Below are 17,236 nucleotides of genomic sequence, written 5' to 3'. Positions count from 1 at the left end.
ATCATCGGATGGGTGCAGGGTAATGCGGGGCCGAGCCCCGGGGGAGACCCCGCTCACGCCCCGGCGAGCCGGGCTTCCGCCTCCCGCCACCGGGCGGACTGCCCGCGCGGCTCGTAGCGGGTCAACGGCTGGGTACGGGTGAGCAGTCGCCGTCCGTCCGCGAGGTCCCGGACGAGACCGTGCGGTCGCGCCTGGACCAGGACGTTGCCGAGCGCCGCGGCCTCAGTCGGACCCGCCACCACCGGCAGCCCGCAGGCGTCGGCGGTGAGCTGGCACAGCAGGGCGTTACGGGTCCCGCCACCGACGATGTGCACGACGTCCACCGGCCGGTCGGCGAGGCGCTGGGCGTCCTCGACGGCACGCCGGTGGGCGAGGGCGAGCGAGTCGAGGATGCACCGGGTGATGTGCGCGGGCGACTCGGGCACCGGCTGCCCCGAGTCGCGGCACGCCTCGGCGATCCGCTCCGGCATCCGGCCCGGCGCCAGAAATGCCGCGTCGCCTGCGTCCACCACCGACCGCAGCGCCGGCGACTTGGACGCTTGGAGCAGCAGCGCGCCGAGGTCCGGCTCGCCCCAGGCGCGCAGGCACTCCTGGAGCAGCCACAGGCCCATGATGTTGCGCAGATACCGGACCGTGCCGTCGAGCCCCAGCTCATTGGTGAAGTTGGCGGCCCGGCTCTCCTCGGTCAGCACCGGCGCGTCCAGCTCAAGACCGGCCAGCGACCAGGTCCCGGTGCAGATGTACGCGAACCGCTCACCGTCGGCGGCCGGGACCGCGGCCACCGCCGAGGCGGTGTCGTGCGAGCCGACCGCCGTCACCGGCACCGGCCCGGCAAGTCCCGTCTCCTCCAGCACTTCGGGGCGCAGGAACCCGGCCGGATCGCCGGGTTGTCTCAGCGGCGCGAACAACTCCAGGTCGATGCCGAGGCGTTGGGCGACGACGGTCGCCCATGTCCGGGTCCGGGGATCGATGAGCTGCGTGGTCGAGGCGTTGGTCAGCTCGGTGCCCTGTTCGCCGGTGAGCCAGTACGTCAGCAGATCGGGAATCAACAACAGCCGGTCCGCACGGGTGAGTTGATCGGCCTTGAGCTGATACAGGGTGTTGAAGGGCGCGTACTGAAGCCCCGTCGCCCCATACAGCTCCTCGGCGGGCACGCTCGCCCACACCTTCTCCGCGACGCCCTCCGTACGGGCGTCGCGGTAGTGCACGGGATTGCCGAGCAGCGCCCCGTCCGCGTCGAGCAGGCCGTAGTCCACGGCCCAGCTGTCGATGCCGACGGAGTCGACCCGCCCGGCCGCCCGCAGTCCCTCCAACACCCCGGCGTACAGCCCGAGGACATCCCACCGAAGCCCCTCCGGAACCCGCACCGGCCGGTTGGGGAACCGGTGCGCCTCGGCCAGCTCCAGGCTGTCCGGGCCGACGCGGCCGACCATGACCCGTCCACTGGACGCGCCGAGGTCGACCGCGGCGTACGACTTCACGGAGCCGCTCCCCTTCGCGGAGCCGCTCACCTTCACCGAGCCGCTCACCGCAGGAAGGCGGCCGCGACGCCGGCGTCGACGGGGATGTGCAGCCCGGTGGTGTGGGTGAGGTCGCCGCCCGTGAGCGCGAAGACGGCGGCCGCGACATGCTCGGGCAGTACCTCGCGCTTGAGGATGGTCCGCTGGGCGTAGAACTCGCCCAGCTTCTCCTCCTCCACCCCGTACACCGCGGCCCGCTGGGCACCCCAGCCACCGGCGAAGATCCCGGAGCCGCGCACCACACCGTCCGGGTTGACACCGTTGACCCGGATCCCGTGCTCGCCCAACTCCGCTGCCAGCAGCCGCACTTGGTGGGCCTGGTCGGCCTTGGTGGCGGAGTAGGCGATGTTGTTGGGGCCCGCGAAGACGGCGTTCTTGGACGCGATGTACACGATGTCACCGCCCAGCTCCTGCGCGATCATCACCCGCGCCGCCTCCCGCGAGACCAGGAAGGAACCGCGGGCCATGATGTCGTGCTGGAGGTCCCAGTCCTTGGCCGAAGTCTCCAGCAGCGGCTTGGAGATGGAGATCCCCGCGTTGTTCACGACCAGGTCGACCCCGCCGAAGGCGAGCACCGCGGCCCGGAACGCGTCGGCGATCTGCTCCTCGTCCGTCACATCGACGGTGACGGCGACGGCCTTGTCCGCCCCGCCCAACTCCTCGGCGACGGCAGCGGCGTTGTCACCGTTCAGATCGGCGACGACCACATACGCGCCCTCGTCGACCAGCCGACGGGCGATGGCCTTGCCGATCCCGCTGCCCGCCCCCGTGACCAACGCGACCCTCGTGGCCAGCGCCTTGGGCTTCGGCATCCGCTGGAGCTTGGCCTCCTCAAGGGCCCAGTACTCGATCCGGAACTTCTCGGACTCCTCGATCGGCGCGTACGTCGACACCGCCTCGGCGCCGCGCATCACATTGATGGCGTTGACGTAGAACTCACCGGCGACCCGGGCGGTCTGCTTGTCCTTGCCGAAGGAGAACATGCCGACGCCGGGGACGAGCACGATCGCCGGGTCGGCGCCACGCATCGCGGGGGAGTTGGGCAGGGCGTGCCGCTGGTAGTAGGCGGCATACTCCTCGCGGTACTCGGCGTGCAGCTCCTTCAGCCGCGCGACGGCCTCCTCCAGCGGAGCGGCCGGCGGCAGATCGAGGACCAGCGGCCGCACCTTCGTCCGCAGGAAGTGATCGGGGCAGGAGGTGCCGAGCGCGGCGAGCCGGGGGTGCTCGGCACGGGACAGGAAGTCGAGCACGACATCGGAGTCGGTGAAGTGACCGACCTGGGCCCGGTCCTGGGAGGCGAGGGCACGCACATACGGCGCGAGCGCGGCGGCCCGAGCCCTGCGCTCACCCTCACCGAGAGCCTCGTACCCCTCGACGACGGCCCCGAACGGCTCGGCCCTGCCCTGCTCCGCCAGGAACGCCTCGGCGGTGCGGATGATGTGCAGCGAGTTCCGCTCGCACTCCTCGGAGCTGTCGCCCCAGGCGGTGATCCCGTGCCCGCCGAGGACGCACCCGATGGCCTGCGGATGGGCCGCCTTCACCGCCGCGATGTCCAGCCCGAGCTGAAACCCGGGCCGCCGCCATGGCACCCACACCACGGTGTCGCCGAAGCACTCGGCGGTCAGCTTCTCCCCGTCGGCGGCGCAGGCGAGCGCGATGCCGGAGTCCGGATGCAGATGATCGACATGAGCGGCCTCGACCAGCCCGTGCATGGCGGTGTCGATGGACGGAGCGGCACCCCCCTTCCCATGCAGGCAGTAATCGAAGGCGGCAACCATCTCGTCCTCGCGCTCGACGCCGGGGTAGACGTCGACGAGCGCCCGCATCCGATCCAGCCGCAACACGGCCAGCCCACTCCCGGTGAGCGTCCCGAGATCCCCACCGGACCCCTTGACCCACATCAGCTCCACGTCACCCCCCGTCACGGGATCGGTTTCGACACCTTTCGCCGACGCGTTACCACCGGCGTAGTTGGTGTTACGGGGATCGGAGCCGAGCCGATGGGACCGGGCGAGAAGAGCGGCGGCTTCAGGATGGGTGGACATGGAGTTTCCTCACTGATCAAGAGACGGGGCGTGCACTTCCCTCAGGGGCGCGGGGCTGTATCGATTTGCGGCTCCGCCGCGTGGGCGCGACAAGCCACGACGAACCCGCACTCCGCGACGAACCAGAACCAGGCAGACGAGTCACGCCCCCCAACCGGCCTGCTCCCCACCAACCCGAGAAGCCACAATCTCCTCGGCCCACCCGGAACGGGCATACGCAGCGAGGGGCTCGGGGTCCAACCCCATCTCCTCCCGCACCTCACGAAGCAACGGCCGCACATCCGTGTTGTACGCATCCATCAGCACGGCGTTGGCCGCGAGAACGTCCCCGGAAGCCTGCGCAACAGACAGCGCATCCCGGTCGACCAGCAACGCCTTCGCCGTAGCCTCCTGCACATTCATGACCGACCGAATGATCGCCGGAATCTTCGCCTCGATGTTGTGGCACTGATCGAGCATGAACGCGACATCCGAGGTGAACCCCCCACCCCGCACCACCTCATACATGATCCGGAACAACTGGAACGGATCCGCGGCCCCCACCATCAGGTCATCGTCCGCATAGAACCGCGAGTTGAAGTCGAACCCCCCGAGCTTCCCCTCCCGCAGCAGCGTCGCCACGATGAACTCGATATTGGTCCCCGGCGCGTGATGCCCCGTGTCCACGACGACCTGCGCCTTCGGCCCCAGCTTCAGACAGTGCGCATAGGCGGTGCCCCAGTCCGGGACGTCCGTCGTATAGAAGGCGGGCTCGAAGAACTTGTACTCCAGCAGCATCCGCTGCCCGTCCCCGAGCCGCTCGTACACCTCGGCAAGACCTTCGGCGAGCCGGTCCTGCCGGCCGCGGATGTCGTCCTGCCCGGGATAGTTCGTCCCGTCGGCGAACCACAGCTTCAGATCCCGGGAACCGGTCGCGTCCATGATGTCGACGCACTCCAGCAGATGATCGACGGCCTTGCGGCGCACCGCCGCCTCGGGGTGGCAGATGCTCCCGAGCTTGTAGTCGTCGTCCTGGAAGGTGTTGGAGTTGATCGCGCCGAGCCGTACGCCCCGCTCCTCGGCGTACTTCGCCAGCGCCGTGTAGTCCTCGACCTTGTCCCAGGGGATGTGCAGCGCGACCGTCGGCGCCACTCCCGTGAAGGCATGGACCTGCCCCGCATCCTCCAGCTTCTCCCGCGGCGTCCGTGGCACGCCTTGCTGGGCGAACACCTTGAAGCGGGTCCCCGAGTTCCCGTACGCCCACGACGGCGTCTCGACGGCCTGGGTCCTGAGCGCGGCCTTCACCGCGGCGAGCTCGGTCACTTCGGGCTCCTGTGACGTCGGTTTGAAAGTCTTCAGAAAGGCATCGCTGTGAAACGATTCAAGACGGGAAGTTATGAGCCCCCCGAAGGGGTGTCAACCCCCATGTCATAGCCCGTTGCCCGTGACTCCGCCGCGACCTTGATTCATCGAAAGTTTTTCGACACGCACCCATTGACGTGACATGCGCGGCGTGTCTAACGTCCCGGCAACCAAGTTGAAACCTTTCACGACGTCGCGAGGGCCGTCCCGCCGACGTCGTCGAGGAGCCCCCATGACCCACCCGTCCACCACGGGTCCGGCCCCGGTACTGGCGCTCAGGGACGTTTCGAAGTCCTTCGGCGCGGTCCGCGCCCTGCGGGACGTCTCCCTGGAGCTGTTCCCCGGGGAGGTGCACGCCCTCGCCGGAGAGAACGGCGCGGGCAAGTCGACCCTCATCAAGACGCTCGCCGGTGTGCACCGGCCGGACTCCGGCCAGGTGCTGCTCGACGGCGCGCCCGTCGTCTTCCACGGCCCCGGCGACGCCCGGGACGCCGGGATCGCCGTGATCTACCAGGAGCCGACCCTCTTCCCGGACCTGTCGATCGCCGAGAACATCTTCATGGGCCGCCAGCCGCGGCGCGCGCTCGGCCGGATCGACCACAAGGCCACCCACGCCGCCACCCTCGCCCTGATGAAGCGCCTCGACGTCGAACTCGACCCCGACCGCCCGGCGCGCGGCCTGTCCATCGCCGACCAGCAGATTGTGGAGATCGCCAAGGCGCTCTCCTTCGACGCCCGCGTCCTGATCATGGACGAGCCGACCGCCGCCCTCACCGGCAGCGAGGTCGCCCGGCTCTTCGGCGTCGTCCGCACCCTGCGCGAACAGGGCGCCGCCGTCCTGTTCATCTCCCACCGCCTGGAGGAGATCTTCCGGATCTGCCGAAGGGTGACGACCCTGCGCGACGGCTCCTGGATCGCCTGCGAGCCGCTGGAGGGCATGACCGAGGACGACCTCGTGCGCCGGATGGTCGGCCGCGACCTGGAGGAGCTGTACCCCAAGCAGGACGTCGAACCGGGCGAGGTCGCACTGAGCGTGCGCCGGCTGACCCGCGAGGGCGTCTTCACCGACGTCTCCTTCGAGGTCCGGCGCGGCGAGATCGTCGGCCTGGCCGGACTGGTCGGCGCGGGCCGTACCGAGGTCGCACGAGCGGTCTTCGGCATCGACCGCTGGGACGCCGGTGAAGTGAGCGTGGGCGGAAAGGCCCTGGTCAACGGCGCCCCCTCCACCGCCATGGCGGCCGGTCTGGCGCTGGTGCCGGAGGACCGGCGCGCCCAGGGCCTGGTGATGGACATGTCCATCGAACGCAACATCGGCCTCACCGGACTGCGTACGACCGTGAAGGCCGGGCTGATGGACCGCGACGCCGAACGCAGCCGCTCCCTCGACTGGGCGGTCAAGCTCCAGGTGAAGTACGCGCGGATCGCCGACGCCGTCTCCACCCTCTCCGGCGGCAACCAGCAGAAGGTGGTCCTCGCCAAATGGCTGGCGACGCGGCCCGAGGTGCTCATCGTCGACGAGCCCACCCGCGGTATCGACGTCGGTACGAAGGCCGAGGTCCACCGGCTGCTGTCCGAGCTCGCCGCCGACGGCGTCGCCGTCCTGATGATCTCCTCCGACCTGCCCGAGGTCCTCGGCATGGCCGACCGCGTGCTGGTGATGCACGAGGGTCGGCTGACCGCCGAGATCCCCCGCTCCGAAGCCACCGAGGAAACCGTGATGGCCGCAGCCACCGGGAGGGCCGCCGCATGACGGTGACCACTCCCGAGAAAGCCCCCGTCGCCGAGGTGCCCAAGGCGGGCGCGACCCGGCTCGTCGACCGTGTCTTCAAGATGCGCGAACTGGCCATCCTGCTCGTCTTCCTGGTGATGATCGGCGTCACCCAGGCCGGGAACAGCGAGTTCCTCACCGAACAGGGCATCAAGGACCTGCTGCTCAACGCGACCATCCTGGTGCTCATCGCGGTCGGTCAGTCCCTGGTCGTCATCACCCGCAACGTCGACCTTTCCGTCGGCTCGACCCTCGGCATCACGGCCTTCGCCGCCGGTACGTACCTCCAGGGCGACGGCAACCCGGTCCTCGCCGTGCTCCTCGCGGTGCTCCTGGGCATCGGCTTCGGCCTGCTCAACGGCCTGCTCGTCAGCCTCGGCCAGGTGCCCGCCCTCGTCGTCACCCTCGGCACGCTGTACATCATCCGCGGCATCGACTCCATCTGGGTCGGCTCCCGGCAGATCACGGCGGCCGACCTCCCGGACAGCTTCGTCGACTTCGGCTCCGGCGGCATCTCCGCGGTGCCGTATCTCGCGCTGATCGCGCTGGCGGTGCTGGTCGCCACCGCGTACTACCTCAGGCACTTCGGCAGCGGGCGTGAGCTGTACGCGCTCGGCTCGAATCCGGAGGCCGCCCGCCTCGCCGGCATCCCGGTCCGCAAGCGGATCCTCGCCGCGTACACCGTCTGCGGGGCGCTGACCGGACTTGCCGGCGCGATGTACCTGGCCCGGTTCGGCAACGTCGACTCCGGTACCGGCAACGGCTACGAACTCACCGTCGTCAGCGCGGTGGTGGTCGGCGGTGTCGTGTTCACCGGCGGCTCCGGCAGCGTCTACGGCGCCGCGCTCGGCGCGATGCTGCTGACCTCCATCAACAGTGTGCTGCCCGCCCTCGGCGTCAGCTCCGTCTGGGTTCTCGCCATCAACGGCGTCCTGCTCATCCTCGCCATCGCGGTCGACCGGATCGTCGCGCTGCGCGTGGCCTCGGCCCTGAAGAAGAGGAACGCCCGCCATGCCTGACTCCCTGACGCGTGCGATCCGCTGGGACACGGTGGTCGGTGCCCTCCTGATCGTCGTGCTCCTGCTGTCCTTCGGGTTCGTCGACGGCTTCAGCAACTCGCTCAACTTGTCGTTCTTGATCGGGAACACGCTTCCGATCGCCCTGATCGCGCTGCCGATGACCTTGTTGGTCGTCTCCGGTGAGATCGATCTTTCGGTCGCTTCGACGGCGGGGCTTTCGGGTGCCGTGATGGGCGCCCTGTGGAACCAGGGCATGACGATCGAGACGATCATTCCGATCTGTCTGCTGCTCGGTGTGGTGTGCGGGTTGATCAATGGTCTGCTGGTGACCAAGCTGGGCCTGCCGTCGCTCGCGGTGACCATCGGAACGCTTGCCGCGTACCGGGGGATCGCGCAGATCGTGCTCGGCTCCGATGCGGTGACCGACTTCCCCACGCCGTACCTGGACTTCGCTTCCGGTCGAATCGGCGACACGTTCGTCCCGTACGCGCTTGTGCCCTTCCTGGTGTTGCTTGCGATCGCCTTGGTCGTTCTGCACGCCACGCCCTTCGGACGGTCGTTGTTCGCCGTCGGGGCGAGCGAAGAGGCGGCGCGGTTCGCGGGGGTCCGGGTGAAGCGGCAGAAGCTGATCCTGTTCACGGTGACCGGGCTCATGGCCTCCCTCACCGGTATCTTCTGGGCCCTGCACTACGCCAGCGCGCGCTATGACAACGCCACGGGCCTCGAACTCTCCGTCGTCGCCGCCGTGCTGCTCGGCGGAATCGACTTCGACGGTGGCAAGGGGACGCTCGGCGGTGCGATCGCCGGGGTGTTTCTGCTGGGTGCGCTTCAGAACGTCATGAGCCTTCAGGACGTTTCCGCGCAGACCCAGATTCTCGTCACCGGTGTGCTGCTTGTTCTCTCCGTGCTCGGGCCTCGGGTGGCTCGGCAGATCGCCGTTGCCCAACTTCGTTCAAAGGAACCTCATGATGCGTAAGTCCTCCCTCCGGCGTGTCTCTGTCGCCCTCGCCCTCGTCACCTCCCTCTCGCTCGCCGCCACCGCCTGTGGCGGCACCACCAAGGAGGACGTCGCCAACGAGGACGCCTCCGCCGCCACCGGCGGCAAGGCCGACCCCAACGCCGAGCTGAAGAAGGGGCTGACCGTCGGGTTCCTGCCGAAGCAGGTCAACAACCCCTACTTCACCTCCGCCGACAAGGGCGGCGAGGCCGCGCTCAAGGAGTTGGGCTCCAGCTACAAGGAGGTCGGGCCGTCCAGCGCCACCGACACCGCCGGGCAGGTGAGCTACGTCAACACGCTCACCCAGCAGCAGGTCGACGCGATGGCCGTCTCCGCCCAGGACCCGGGCGCCCTGTGCACCGCGCTCAAGCAGGCCATGAAGAACGACATCAAGGTCGTCACCTACGACTCCGACACCAAGGCCGACTGCCGCAACGCCTTCGTCTCGCAGGCCTCCGCCGAGGACCTCGGCCGCACCGAGGTGCAGCTGCTCGCCGAACAGATCGGCTACAAGGGCGAGATCGCGATCCTGTCCGCCGCGCAGACCGCGACCAACCAGAACACCTGGATCGAGTTCATGAAGGACGAACTCAAGGACGCCAAGTACAAGGACATCAAGCTCGTCAAGGTCGCCTACGGCAACGACGACGCCCAGCAGTCCTTCCAGCAGACCCAGGGTCTGCTCCAGGAGTACCCGGACCTGAAGGGGATCATCTCCCCGACCACCGTCGGCATCAAGGCCGCCGCCCAGTACCTCTCGGGGTCCAAGTACAAGGGCAAGGTCAAGCTGACCGGCCTCGGCACCCCCAACGACATGCGCAAGTACGTCAAGAACGGCACCGTCGAGGCGTTCGAGCTGTGGGACCCGGCGAAGCTCGGCGAGCTGGCCGCCCGTACCTCCGTGGCGCTGGTGTCGGGGCAGATCACCGGCAAGGAGGGCGAGACGTTCACCGCCGGCGACATGGGCGAGTACACGATCGGCAAGGACGGGGTGATCAGCCTCGGCAAGCCGACCGTGTTCGACGCCAAGAACATCGACCAGTACGACTTCTGATCCCCAGGGGGCTGTTGATGCAGCGCGTGTGCTTTCTGCTGAAGGTCCGGGCGGACCGCCTCGACGAGTACCGCGAGCGGCATGCCGCCGTATGCCCGGAGATGCTGGCGGCGCTCCAGGCCACCGGCTGGCGCAACTACTCGCTCTTCCTGCGCGAAGACGGCCTGCTGGTCGGCTACTTGGAGACCGAGGACTTCGCCGCCGCCCGGGCCGGCATGGAGGCCACCGAGGTCAACGCCCGCTGGCAGGCGGAGATGGCGCCGTTCTTCGAGTCGCTGGACGGCGCCCGACCCGACGAATCGATGACACCCCTCACCGAAGTCTTCCATCTAGCCTGAGTCGGAGTCGCATCCATGAAAAGACGCACTGTGCTGGCGACCGCACTACTCGCCGGCATGGCCGGCCCGGGCACGGCGCGGGCCGCCGACCCAGGACCCTCCGTCACCCTGACCGGCACCACCACGCTCGACTCCCAGGCCATCTTCTTCGTCTCCTACGACGGCCTGGTCAACAACAACGCCTTCCAGAAGAACGGCCTGTTGACCTACAAGGGCTATCAGTACGCCGTCTGGTACACGGCCGACCGAAATGCGATGGTCGGCCGTCGCGCGCTCGGTTCCAGCACCTGGTCCACGGTCAAGGTCGGCCACACCCTGCGCTACAACGATTCCCACAACGTGATCTCGATGGGAATCTCGAAGGTCGACGGCCGTCTGCACCTCAACATGGACTCCCACAGCGACGGCTTCACCTACGTCAAGTCGGTGGCCGGGCTGGTGGACAACCCGGCGGGGCTGAGCTGGACCGCGAGCCGGTTCGGCGCGCCCCAGTCCGCCCTCGACGGGCTCGCCCTCACCTCCCAGTTCACCTACCCGCAGTTCGTCTCCACCCCCGAGGGCAAGCTCCAGCTCAGCTACCGCGTCGCCGTCTCCGGCAACGGCCGCAACGCCCTTGCCGAGTACGACGGTTCCACCTGGACCGACCTCGGCGAGTGGAGCAGCTCCACCGGCACCTACAGCAGCGAGCACGGCTCCTCGACCGCCCGCAACATGTACCTGCACGGCATCGACTACGACCGCAACGGCCGACTGCACTCCTTCTTCACCTGGCGCGAGCAGAACGGCGCCGTGATGTGCAACGGCGGCGGCATCACCAACCACGACACCGGCTATGTCTACTCCGACGACCGCGGCCGCACCTGGCGCAACAACGCGGGCACGGTGGTCGGCACCACGGGCGGCTCCGACAAGGTCGCCGTCACCGACGCCGGACTGGTCGTGGACCCGCTGAACCCCGACCACTCCCTGATGAACCAGGAGAGCCAGTTCACCGACTCCGCCGGGCTGCCGCACGCGATCATCAGCTACGTCCCCGGACGCTTCGGGCAATGCACCACCAACTACGTCGCCGACCGCACCGCCTCCGGACGCGCCTTCCACGTCCGCAAGAACGCCTCGGGCATCTGGCAGAAGACCGAGATCCCGGTCCCGCTCAACTCCAGCCAGCGCACCAAGCTGATCCTGGACAAGTACGACAACGCGTATGCCATCTTCCCGTTCTGCCGTATCGCCGCCGCCTCCAAGGCCTCCGGGTACACGGACTGGACGATGCTGTACGACGGGGTCGGCGCCGGGCTGAACGCCTTCGGTGAGGTCGTGATCGACGAGACGCGGGTCGGACAGGACCACTTCCTGTCGATCATGTACCAGGAGAAGTCCAGCGGGACGACGCCCTCGGCGCTGCGCAATCTGAACTTCCGCCTGCCTGTCTGATCGCAGCCGTTGTGGGCGGCGTGACGGTAATGTGAAGGTCTTCCCGCCGCCCCACGTCTGAACTGTCTCTCTCTGGAGGTCCCTGCCCGATGGCCCAGTCGGTGGGTATCAAGGACGTCGCCCGCGCCGCCGGAGTATCGGTCGGCACGGTCTCGAACGTCATCAACCGTCCGGACAGCGTCGCCACCGAGACCCGGGCCCGGGTGCTCTCGGCGATCGACCGGCTGGGCTATGTCCGCAGCGAGTCCGCGCGTCAGCTGCGCGCGGGCCGCAGCCGCATCATGGGGCTGCTCGTCCTCGACATGGGCAACCCCTTCTTCGTCGACGTGGCACGCGGTGCCGAGCGGGCCGCGCGCGAGGCCGGACTCGGTGTCATGGTCTGCAACAGCGCGCAGAACGCGGCCGAGGAAGCCGACTATCTGTCGCTCTTCGCCGAACAGCGGGTGCGCGGGGTGCTGCTGACCCCGGCGGACGCCACCGGACGCAACATCGAGTCCTTCCGGCGGCACCACATCCCCTTCGTCCTCGTCGACCGGGTCGCCGAGGGCACCACCGAGTGCTCGGTCTCCGTCGACGACGTCGCGGGCGGCGCGCTCGCCGTGCGCCATCTCGTCGACGCCGGACACCGCTCCATCGCGTACGTCAGCGGCCCGCCCAGCCTCAACCAGGTCCGGGACCGCCGTACCGGCGCGCTGTCCGCGCTCGCCGAGGCGGGCCTCGGCCCCGAGGTGCTGCGCGAGCTGCCCACCGAGCGGCTCGACGTGGCCGCGGGCCGGGACGCGGGCGCCCGGCTGCTCGGCCTCGCCGACCGCCCGACCGCCGTGTTCTGCGCCAACGACCTGCTCGCCCTCGGCGTGCTCCAGGCGATGTACGCGGCCGGTGTCAGCGTCCCCGACGACCTCGCCATCGTCGGCTACGACGACATCGAGTTCGCCGCCGCCGCGGCCGTGCCCCTGACCTCCGTACGGCAGCCCGCCGTCACCATGGGCGCCCTCGCCGCCGAGCTGCTCCTGGAGGAGACCGAGGACGAGGACGGCACCCGCGGCCACGAGCACCGTCGGGTGGTGCTTCAGCCGGAACTCGTCGTACGGCGCTCCAGCCTCTCGGCGCGCTGATCCGGCGTTCAGTCCGATTTCATGATCCCGGGGATCGGATATCGGACGGACATGTGCTGAACTGGGGCGCGCATGTCCTGTCCGTCCGTCCCGGGAGCCGTGTTGACCGCGACCTACCGCCAGCCCGGCGTCGTCCTCACCGACCGCCGCTTCACCGTGCCCCTCGACCACGACGACCCGGCCGGGGAGACCATCGAGCTCTACGCCCGTGAGGTCGTCGCCGGTGACCGGGCGCAACAGAACCTGCCGTGGCTGGTCTACCTCCAGGGCGGCCCGGGGTTCGGGGCGAACCGGTTCGTGGGCCGGCCGGCCTGGCTCGGCCGCGCGCTCAAGGAGTACCGCGTCCTGCTGCTCGACCAGCGCGGCACCGGCCACTCCACGCCCGCCAACCGCCAGACGCTCCCACTGCGCGGCGGCCCCGCCGAGCAGGCCGACTACCTCGCCCGCTTCCGCGCCGACTCGATCGTCCGGGACTGCGAGGCGATCCGCCCGGCCGTCACCGGCGGCGCGCCCTGGACCGTCCTCGGGCAGAGCTTCGGCGGCTTCTGCACCGTGAACTACCTGTCCACCGCCCCCGAGGGCCTGAGCGCGGCGATCATCACCGGCGGCCTGCCCTCCCTCGACGCCCACGCGGACGACGTCTACCGCGCCGCCTACCCGCGCATCGAGCGCAAGGTCACCGCGCACTACGCCCGCTACCCGCAGGACGTCGAGCGGGCCCGCCGGATCGCCGACCACCTGCTGAGCCACGAGGTCGTCCTGCCGAACGGCTACCGGCTCACCGCCGAGGCCTTCCAGTCCCTCGGCATCGTCCTCGGCGGCGGCGAGGGCAGCCACCGGCTGCACTTCCTCCTGGAGCACGCCTTCGTCCGCACCGCCCAGGGCATGGCCCTCTCCGACGCCTTCCAGGAGGAGGTCCAGGGCCTGCTCTCGTACGCCGGACACCCGCTGTACGCCCTCGTCCACGAGGCGATCTACGGCCAGGACGGCCGCCCCACCGCCTGGTCGGCCGAGCGGGTCCGCGCCGAGTTCCCGCAGTTCGACGCGGCGAAGGCGCTGGCCGGGGACGGGCCGCTGCTCTTCACCGGCGAGACGATCCACCCCTGGATGTTCGACTGCGATCCGGCCCTGCGCCCGCTGCGCGAGACCGCCGAACTCCTTGCCGCCCGTACCGACTGGGCGCCCCTGTACGACCCCGCGCGCCTGGCCGCCAACGAGGTCCCCACCGCGGCGGCGATCTACCACGACGACATGTACGTCGACACCGCCCACTCGCTCGCCACGGCTCGGACGATCCGTGGCCTGCGCACCTGGGTCACCGACGAGTTCGAGCACGACGGCGTCCGCGCGAGCGGTCCCCGGGTGCTGGACCGGCTCCTGTCCCTGGCCCGCGACGAGGTGTGACGCCGCTCAGTCCCCGGCCCGGGTGCGCTCCGCGATGACGCGACGGCACGCCCGGGCGCGGAGCGCCAACTCGTGGTCCAGGCGGGACAGTTCGTCGAGGCAGCGCAGCACGTCCACCACGGCGTCGTGGTGCCGGACGGTTGCGAGGAACGCCTCAGCGGCCTCGGTCATGTTGCGGTGCGGTTCGAGGATGAGGACGCGGAACAGGGCGAAGTAGCGGACGGCATTGCTGGCCTGGACCGTCACCGGCGTCGTGAGCAGTCTCGTCCACTGGTCCAGGCATTCCGCGGGCCCGGAGGTCACCGTGTCCAGCATGAGCTTCTCGAAGGTGACGTCCGGGGAACCGGGGCTCGCCGCGAGGGCTTGCGTCAGGTCCTCGCGCGCCTCGGTGGAGCGGCCCGCCTGCCTATGGGAGATTCCGCGAAGCTTCCGGGACCAGACGTCGTCCGGGTTGAGATCCAGGCAGGTGGTGAAGTCCTCCACGGCCTGCGCCAGTCGGCCCGTCTGCCGGTGGAACTCGCCCCGGTCCCGGACGACCCACAACCGGGCGCGGTCGTCGGGAGCGCGCTCCAGCGCACTCGCGTAGTCCGCCGCGGCCTGGGCGTAGTCGCCGTTCATCCGGTGCATGAATCCACGCACGGCCAACGGCCAGGGAGAGGAGGGCTGGAGTTCCATCACCGTCGAGAGGTCTTCCAAGGCCTCCTGGGAGCGGCCGGCCAGGTAGTGGGCCTCAACCCGGTGCGACCGGGCCCAGTCGAGCGTCGCGTCGAGTTCGAGTGCGGCCGTGAGGTCGGCGACGGCTTCGTCGTAGCGGCCGGCCCCGTGATGGGCCTGGCCGCGGGATCCGAGCGCCCAGGCATAGCGGGGACTGAGGGCGAGTGCGGCCGTGAGGTCGGCGACGGCCTCGTCGTAGCGGCCGGCCTCGCGGTGCACCTCGCCGCGCTCCGCGAGCGCCCAGAAATAGGCGGAGTCGAGACGCAGCGCGGCGGTCTGGTCGGCGATGGCCTCATCGTGCCGGCCGGCCTGGCGGTGCGCCGCTCCGCGTGAACTCAAGGCCCAGGCGAAGTCGGGGTCGTGGCCGAGGGCCGCGGTGAAGTCGGTGACGGCCTCGTCGTAGCGCTCGGCCTCGCGGTGCGCCTCTCCCCGCTGCGCGAGCGCCCAGGCGTACTCGGGCCTGAGGTCGAGGGCGGCGGTGAGATCGGTGACGGCGTCGTCGTAGCGCCCCGCCTGGCGGTGCGCCTGGCCTCGGCTGCTGAGGACGTAGACGCGATCGTGATGACGGTCGAGGGCGGCGGTGAAGTCGGCGACGGCGTCGTCGTAGCGGCGCGACTGCCGGTGAGCCTCCGCGCGCTGGGCGAGGACCGACGCCCGGTCGGGGTCCAGTTCGAGGGCGGCGGTGAAGTCGGCGACCGCCTCGTCGCGGCGGCCCGCCCGCAGATGGCCGCCGCCGCGGTCCGCGCGGGCGCGCGCGTCGTCCGGGGCGAGGGCGACGGCCCGCTCCAGATCGGCCATGCCCTCCTCGTCCCGGCCCGCGCGGTAGAGGTACCAGCCGCGGTAGTTGTGCGCACAGGCCCGCGGCAGTGTGCCCAGGGCGCCGTGCGCGAGCAGCGCGGTGAAGTGGGCGATCTCGGGCTCGTCGGCCGAGAAGCAGAGCTGTAAGCGCTCCGCCCAGGCCAGGAGCGCGGGGTCGGCGCTGTCGCGGGCCGCCTGGCCCAGGGAGTCGGTCCACTGCCGCAGCACGGCCGCGCCCTGAGCCGTGGCCTGGACCGTGTCCTCCAGCGCGGTCGTCAGATGCCGGGCGGGACGGGCACACAGCAGGTGATAGGTCTCGTCCATGCGCAGGCGACGCCAGGCTGGGTCGCCCCAGCGCTTCAGCTCGGGCAGCTCCCGCTCCGCCTCGGTCCGCCAGCCGGCATGGGTCTCGGCGAGCCTCAGGTGTGCCGTGGTCCAGCTCTGCGGGGAGCGGATGCGGCGCTGGCGCACGATGCTCGCCCGTACCACCGCGTGGTACTGCTTGAAGTCGCCCCGGCCGCTGACGAACGGCTGTCGGCACAGCCACTCCCACAGGTCCCGCGACTCCTCCGGTACGGCGGCGGCGAAGACGTCCTCGTTCAGGTGCGGCACCAGTGCGCAGGCCAGGACCGTCTCGCGCCGCCGCGGATCCTGCACCCACTGCACGAACCGTTCGACCGCCCGGTCCACCTCGTCGCCGTCCGAGAGCTCCTCGGCGCTCTCGGGCCGGGTGCGTGCCAGGAGCTGCACCAGCAGCGGCAGCCCCATGGACAGCTGGAGCACCGCGTCCACGACGTCCGGCTCCGTGACACCCCGCGCGGCGAGCAGCGTCCGCGTCTCCGCCTCGGTGAACACCTCCAGCGGCACCTCCGCGACCTGCGTCCGCAGCAACGCCCAGTCCCGCTCGGCGAGTTCGTCCCGCCCCGCCAGCACCACCAGCACGTTCTGCGGCAGCGGCCCGAACACGTCCGCCAGCAGATCCCTGAGCCAGCCGCCCAGATAGCGGCCCGTCAGTTCCCAGGTGTCCAGGAACAGCACCACCCACTTGTGCCGCTCGCACAGTCGGCCCAGTTCGGTGACGAAGGACTGGCACAGCTCGGCCGTGTCGCCGGTACGGCCCTTGCGGCCCCGCCCTCGTGCGCCCGCCCGCAGCCGGTCGAGACCCTGTGCCGCGGCGTCCGGGTTCGTCATCGCCGTCACCACCCCGGCCCCCGGGATGAGCGAGGCGGCCCCGAGCGCCGCCTGGGTCACCAGTCGGCTCGACATGGAGGTCTCGGCGTCGGCCGGGCCGTCCGCGGGAAGCGGCCCCGTGGCCGTCTCCTGCTCCCGCCGGTACTGCTCCGCGGCCCGGTCGAAGTCCTTGAGCGGACCGTCCTGTTCGGCCAGTTGGCGGGCCAGCTCCAGCAGCGCCTGCGCGACGCCGTGGACGTCGGTCTCGTCCACCGCCGCGGTCACCGCGCCCGCCCGGCGGGCCGTCTCCTGCCACTGGCGCAGCAGCGTCGACTTGCCCACCCCGCCGAGCCCGCGCACATGGAAGAGGAACTCCGCCGGATCGTCGTCCGCCGCCGGGTCCTTCTCCAGGTTCTCCGCGAACAGCGCGAGCTGCGCCCGGCGCCCGACGAACTGCGCCTGCGCGCGCTGCCGTATCAGCTCACCGCGCGAGCTTCCCCGACGTCCCGACCCCGCCAT

General features: G+C 70.1%; 12 protein-coding genes. 8 read left to right on the top strand and 4 right to left on the bottom strand.

The genetic code is table 11. The features are described from left to right. Positions 1–53: 53 nt before the first annotated feature. From BN159_RS05405 to rhaI, 3 genes are all read right to left on the bottom strand, one after another. Complete coding sequence (locus tag BN159_RS05405) at positions 54–1,433, bottom strand: rhamnulokinase (RefSeq protein ID WP_051113626.1); 1,380 nt, start codon at positions 1,431–1,433, stop codon at positions 54–56. Between the two features lie 92 nt (positions 1,434–1,525). Beyond that, entirely contained in the window at positions 1,526–3,565 is a 2,040-nt protein-coding gene (locus tag BN159_RS05400) for a bifunctional rhamnulose-1-phosphate aldolase/short-chain dehydrogenase (protein WP_015655904.1), read from the bottom strand. 141 nt (positions 3,566–3,706) lie between these two features. Then, the gene (gene rhaI / locus BN159_RS05395) at positions 3,707–4,867 is read right to left on the bottom strand and encodes an L-rhamnose isomerase (protein WP_015655903.1); all 1,161 of its coding nucleotides are present in this window, start codon (positions 4,865–4,867) and stop codon (positions 3,707–3,709) included. 271 nt (positions 4,868–5,138) lie between these two features. Here rhaI and BN159_RS05390 point away from each other — a divergent pair, with 271 nt between their 5' ends. The 8 genes from BN159_RS05390 (at position 5,139) to BN159_RS05355 (ending at position 14,035) form a co-directional block, all read left to right on the top strand. After that, positions 5,139–6,656, top strand: coding sequence for a sugar ABC transporter ATP-binding protein (locus BN159_RS05390; protein ID WP_015655902.1), 1,518 nt, complete (start codon positions 5,139–5,141; stop codon positions 6,654–6,656). Then, positions 6,653–7,693: an ABC transporter permease gene (locus tag BN159_RS05385; protein ID WP_015655901.1), complete on the top strand. Its 1,041-nt coding sequence runs from the start codon at positions 6,653–6,655 to the stop codon at positions 7,691–7,693. Before BN159_RS05390 ends, BN159_RS05385 begins: the two co-directional genes overlap by 4 nt. Then, positions 7,686–8,669 carry an ABC transporter permease gene (locus BN159_RS05380; protein WP_015655900.1) on the top strand — a complete coding sequence of 328 codons (984 nt, stop codon included), beginning with the start codon at positions 7,686–7,688 and terminating at the stop codon, positions 8,667–8,669. The genes BN159_RS05385 and BN159_RS05380 overlap by 8 nt, the downstream gene beginning before the upstream one ends. Continuing rightward, the gene (rhaS, locus tag BN159_RS05375) at positions 8,662–9,744 is read left to right on the top strand and encodes a rhamnose ABC transporter substrate-binding protein (RefSeq protein WP_041818834.1); all 1,083 of its coding nucleotides are present in this window, start codon (positions 8,662–8,664) and stop codon (positions 9,742–9,744) included. The genes BN159_RS05380 and rhaS overlap by 8 nt, the downstream gene beginning before the upstream one ends. Positions 9,745–9,761: 17 nt before the next feature. Further along, positions 9,762–10,082, top strand: a complete 321-nt coding sequence (locus BN159_RS05370; RefSeq protein WP_015655898.1) for an L-rhamnose mutarotase — start codon at positions 9,762–9,764, stop codon at positions 10,080–10,082. Between the two features lie 15 nt (positions 10,083–10,097). Beyond that, positions 10,098–11,516 (top strand): BNR repeat-containing protein, encoded by a 1,419-nt coding sequence (locus BN159_RS05365; RefSeq protein ID WP_015655897.1) that lies wholly within the window; start codon positions 10,098–10,100, stop codon positions 11,514–11,516. 89 nt (positions 11,517–11,605) lie between these two features. Next, positions 11,606–12,631, top strand: a complete 1,026-nt coding sequence (locus BN159_RS05360; protein ID WP_015655896.1) for a LacI family DNA-binding transcriptional regulator — start codon at positions 11,606–11,608, stop codon at positions 12,629–12,631. A gap of 102 nt (positions 12,632–12,733) precedes the next feature. Beyond that, on the top strand, positions 12,734–14,035 hold the full coding sequence (locus BN159_RS05355) for an alpha/beta fold hydrolase (RefSeq protein ID WP_015655895.1): 1,302 nt from the start codon (positions 12,734–12,736) through the stop codon (positions 14,033–14,035). 6 nt (positions 14,036–14,041) lie between these two features. On the opposite strand, the gene BN159_RS05350 is transcribed toward BN159_RS05355, so the two are convergent. After that, positions 14,042–17,236 (bottom strand): ATP-binding protein, encoded by a 3,195-nt coding sequence (locus BN159_RS05350; RefSeq protein ID WP_015655894.1) that lies wholly within the window; start codon positions 17,234–17,236, stop codon positions 14,042–14,044.

The organism is Streptomyces davaonensis JCM 4913, from assembly GCF_000349325.1.
GTDB lineage: Bacteria > Actinomycetota > Actinomycetes > Streptomycetales > Streptomycetaceae > Streptomyces > Streptomyces davaonensis.
This window is presented reverse-complemented; position numbering and strand designations above follow the sequence as displayed.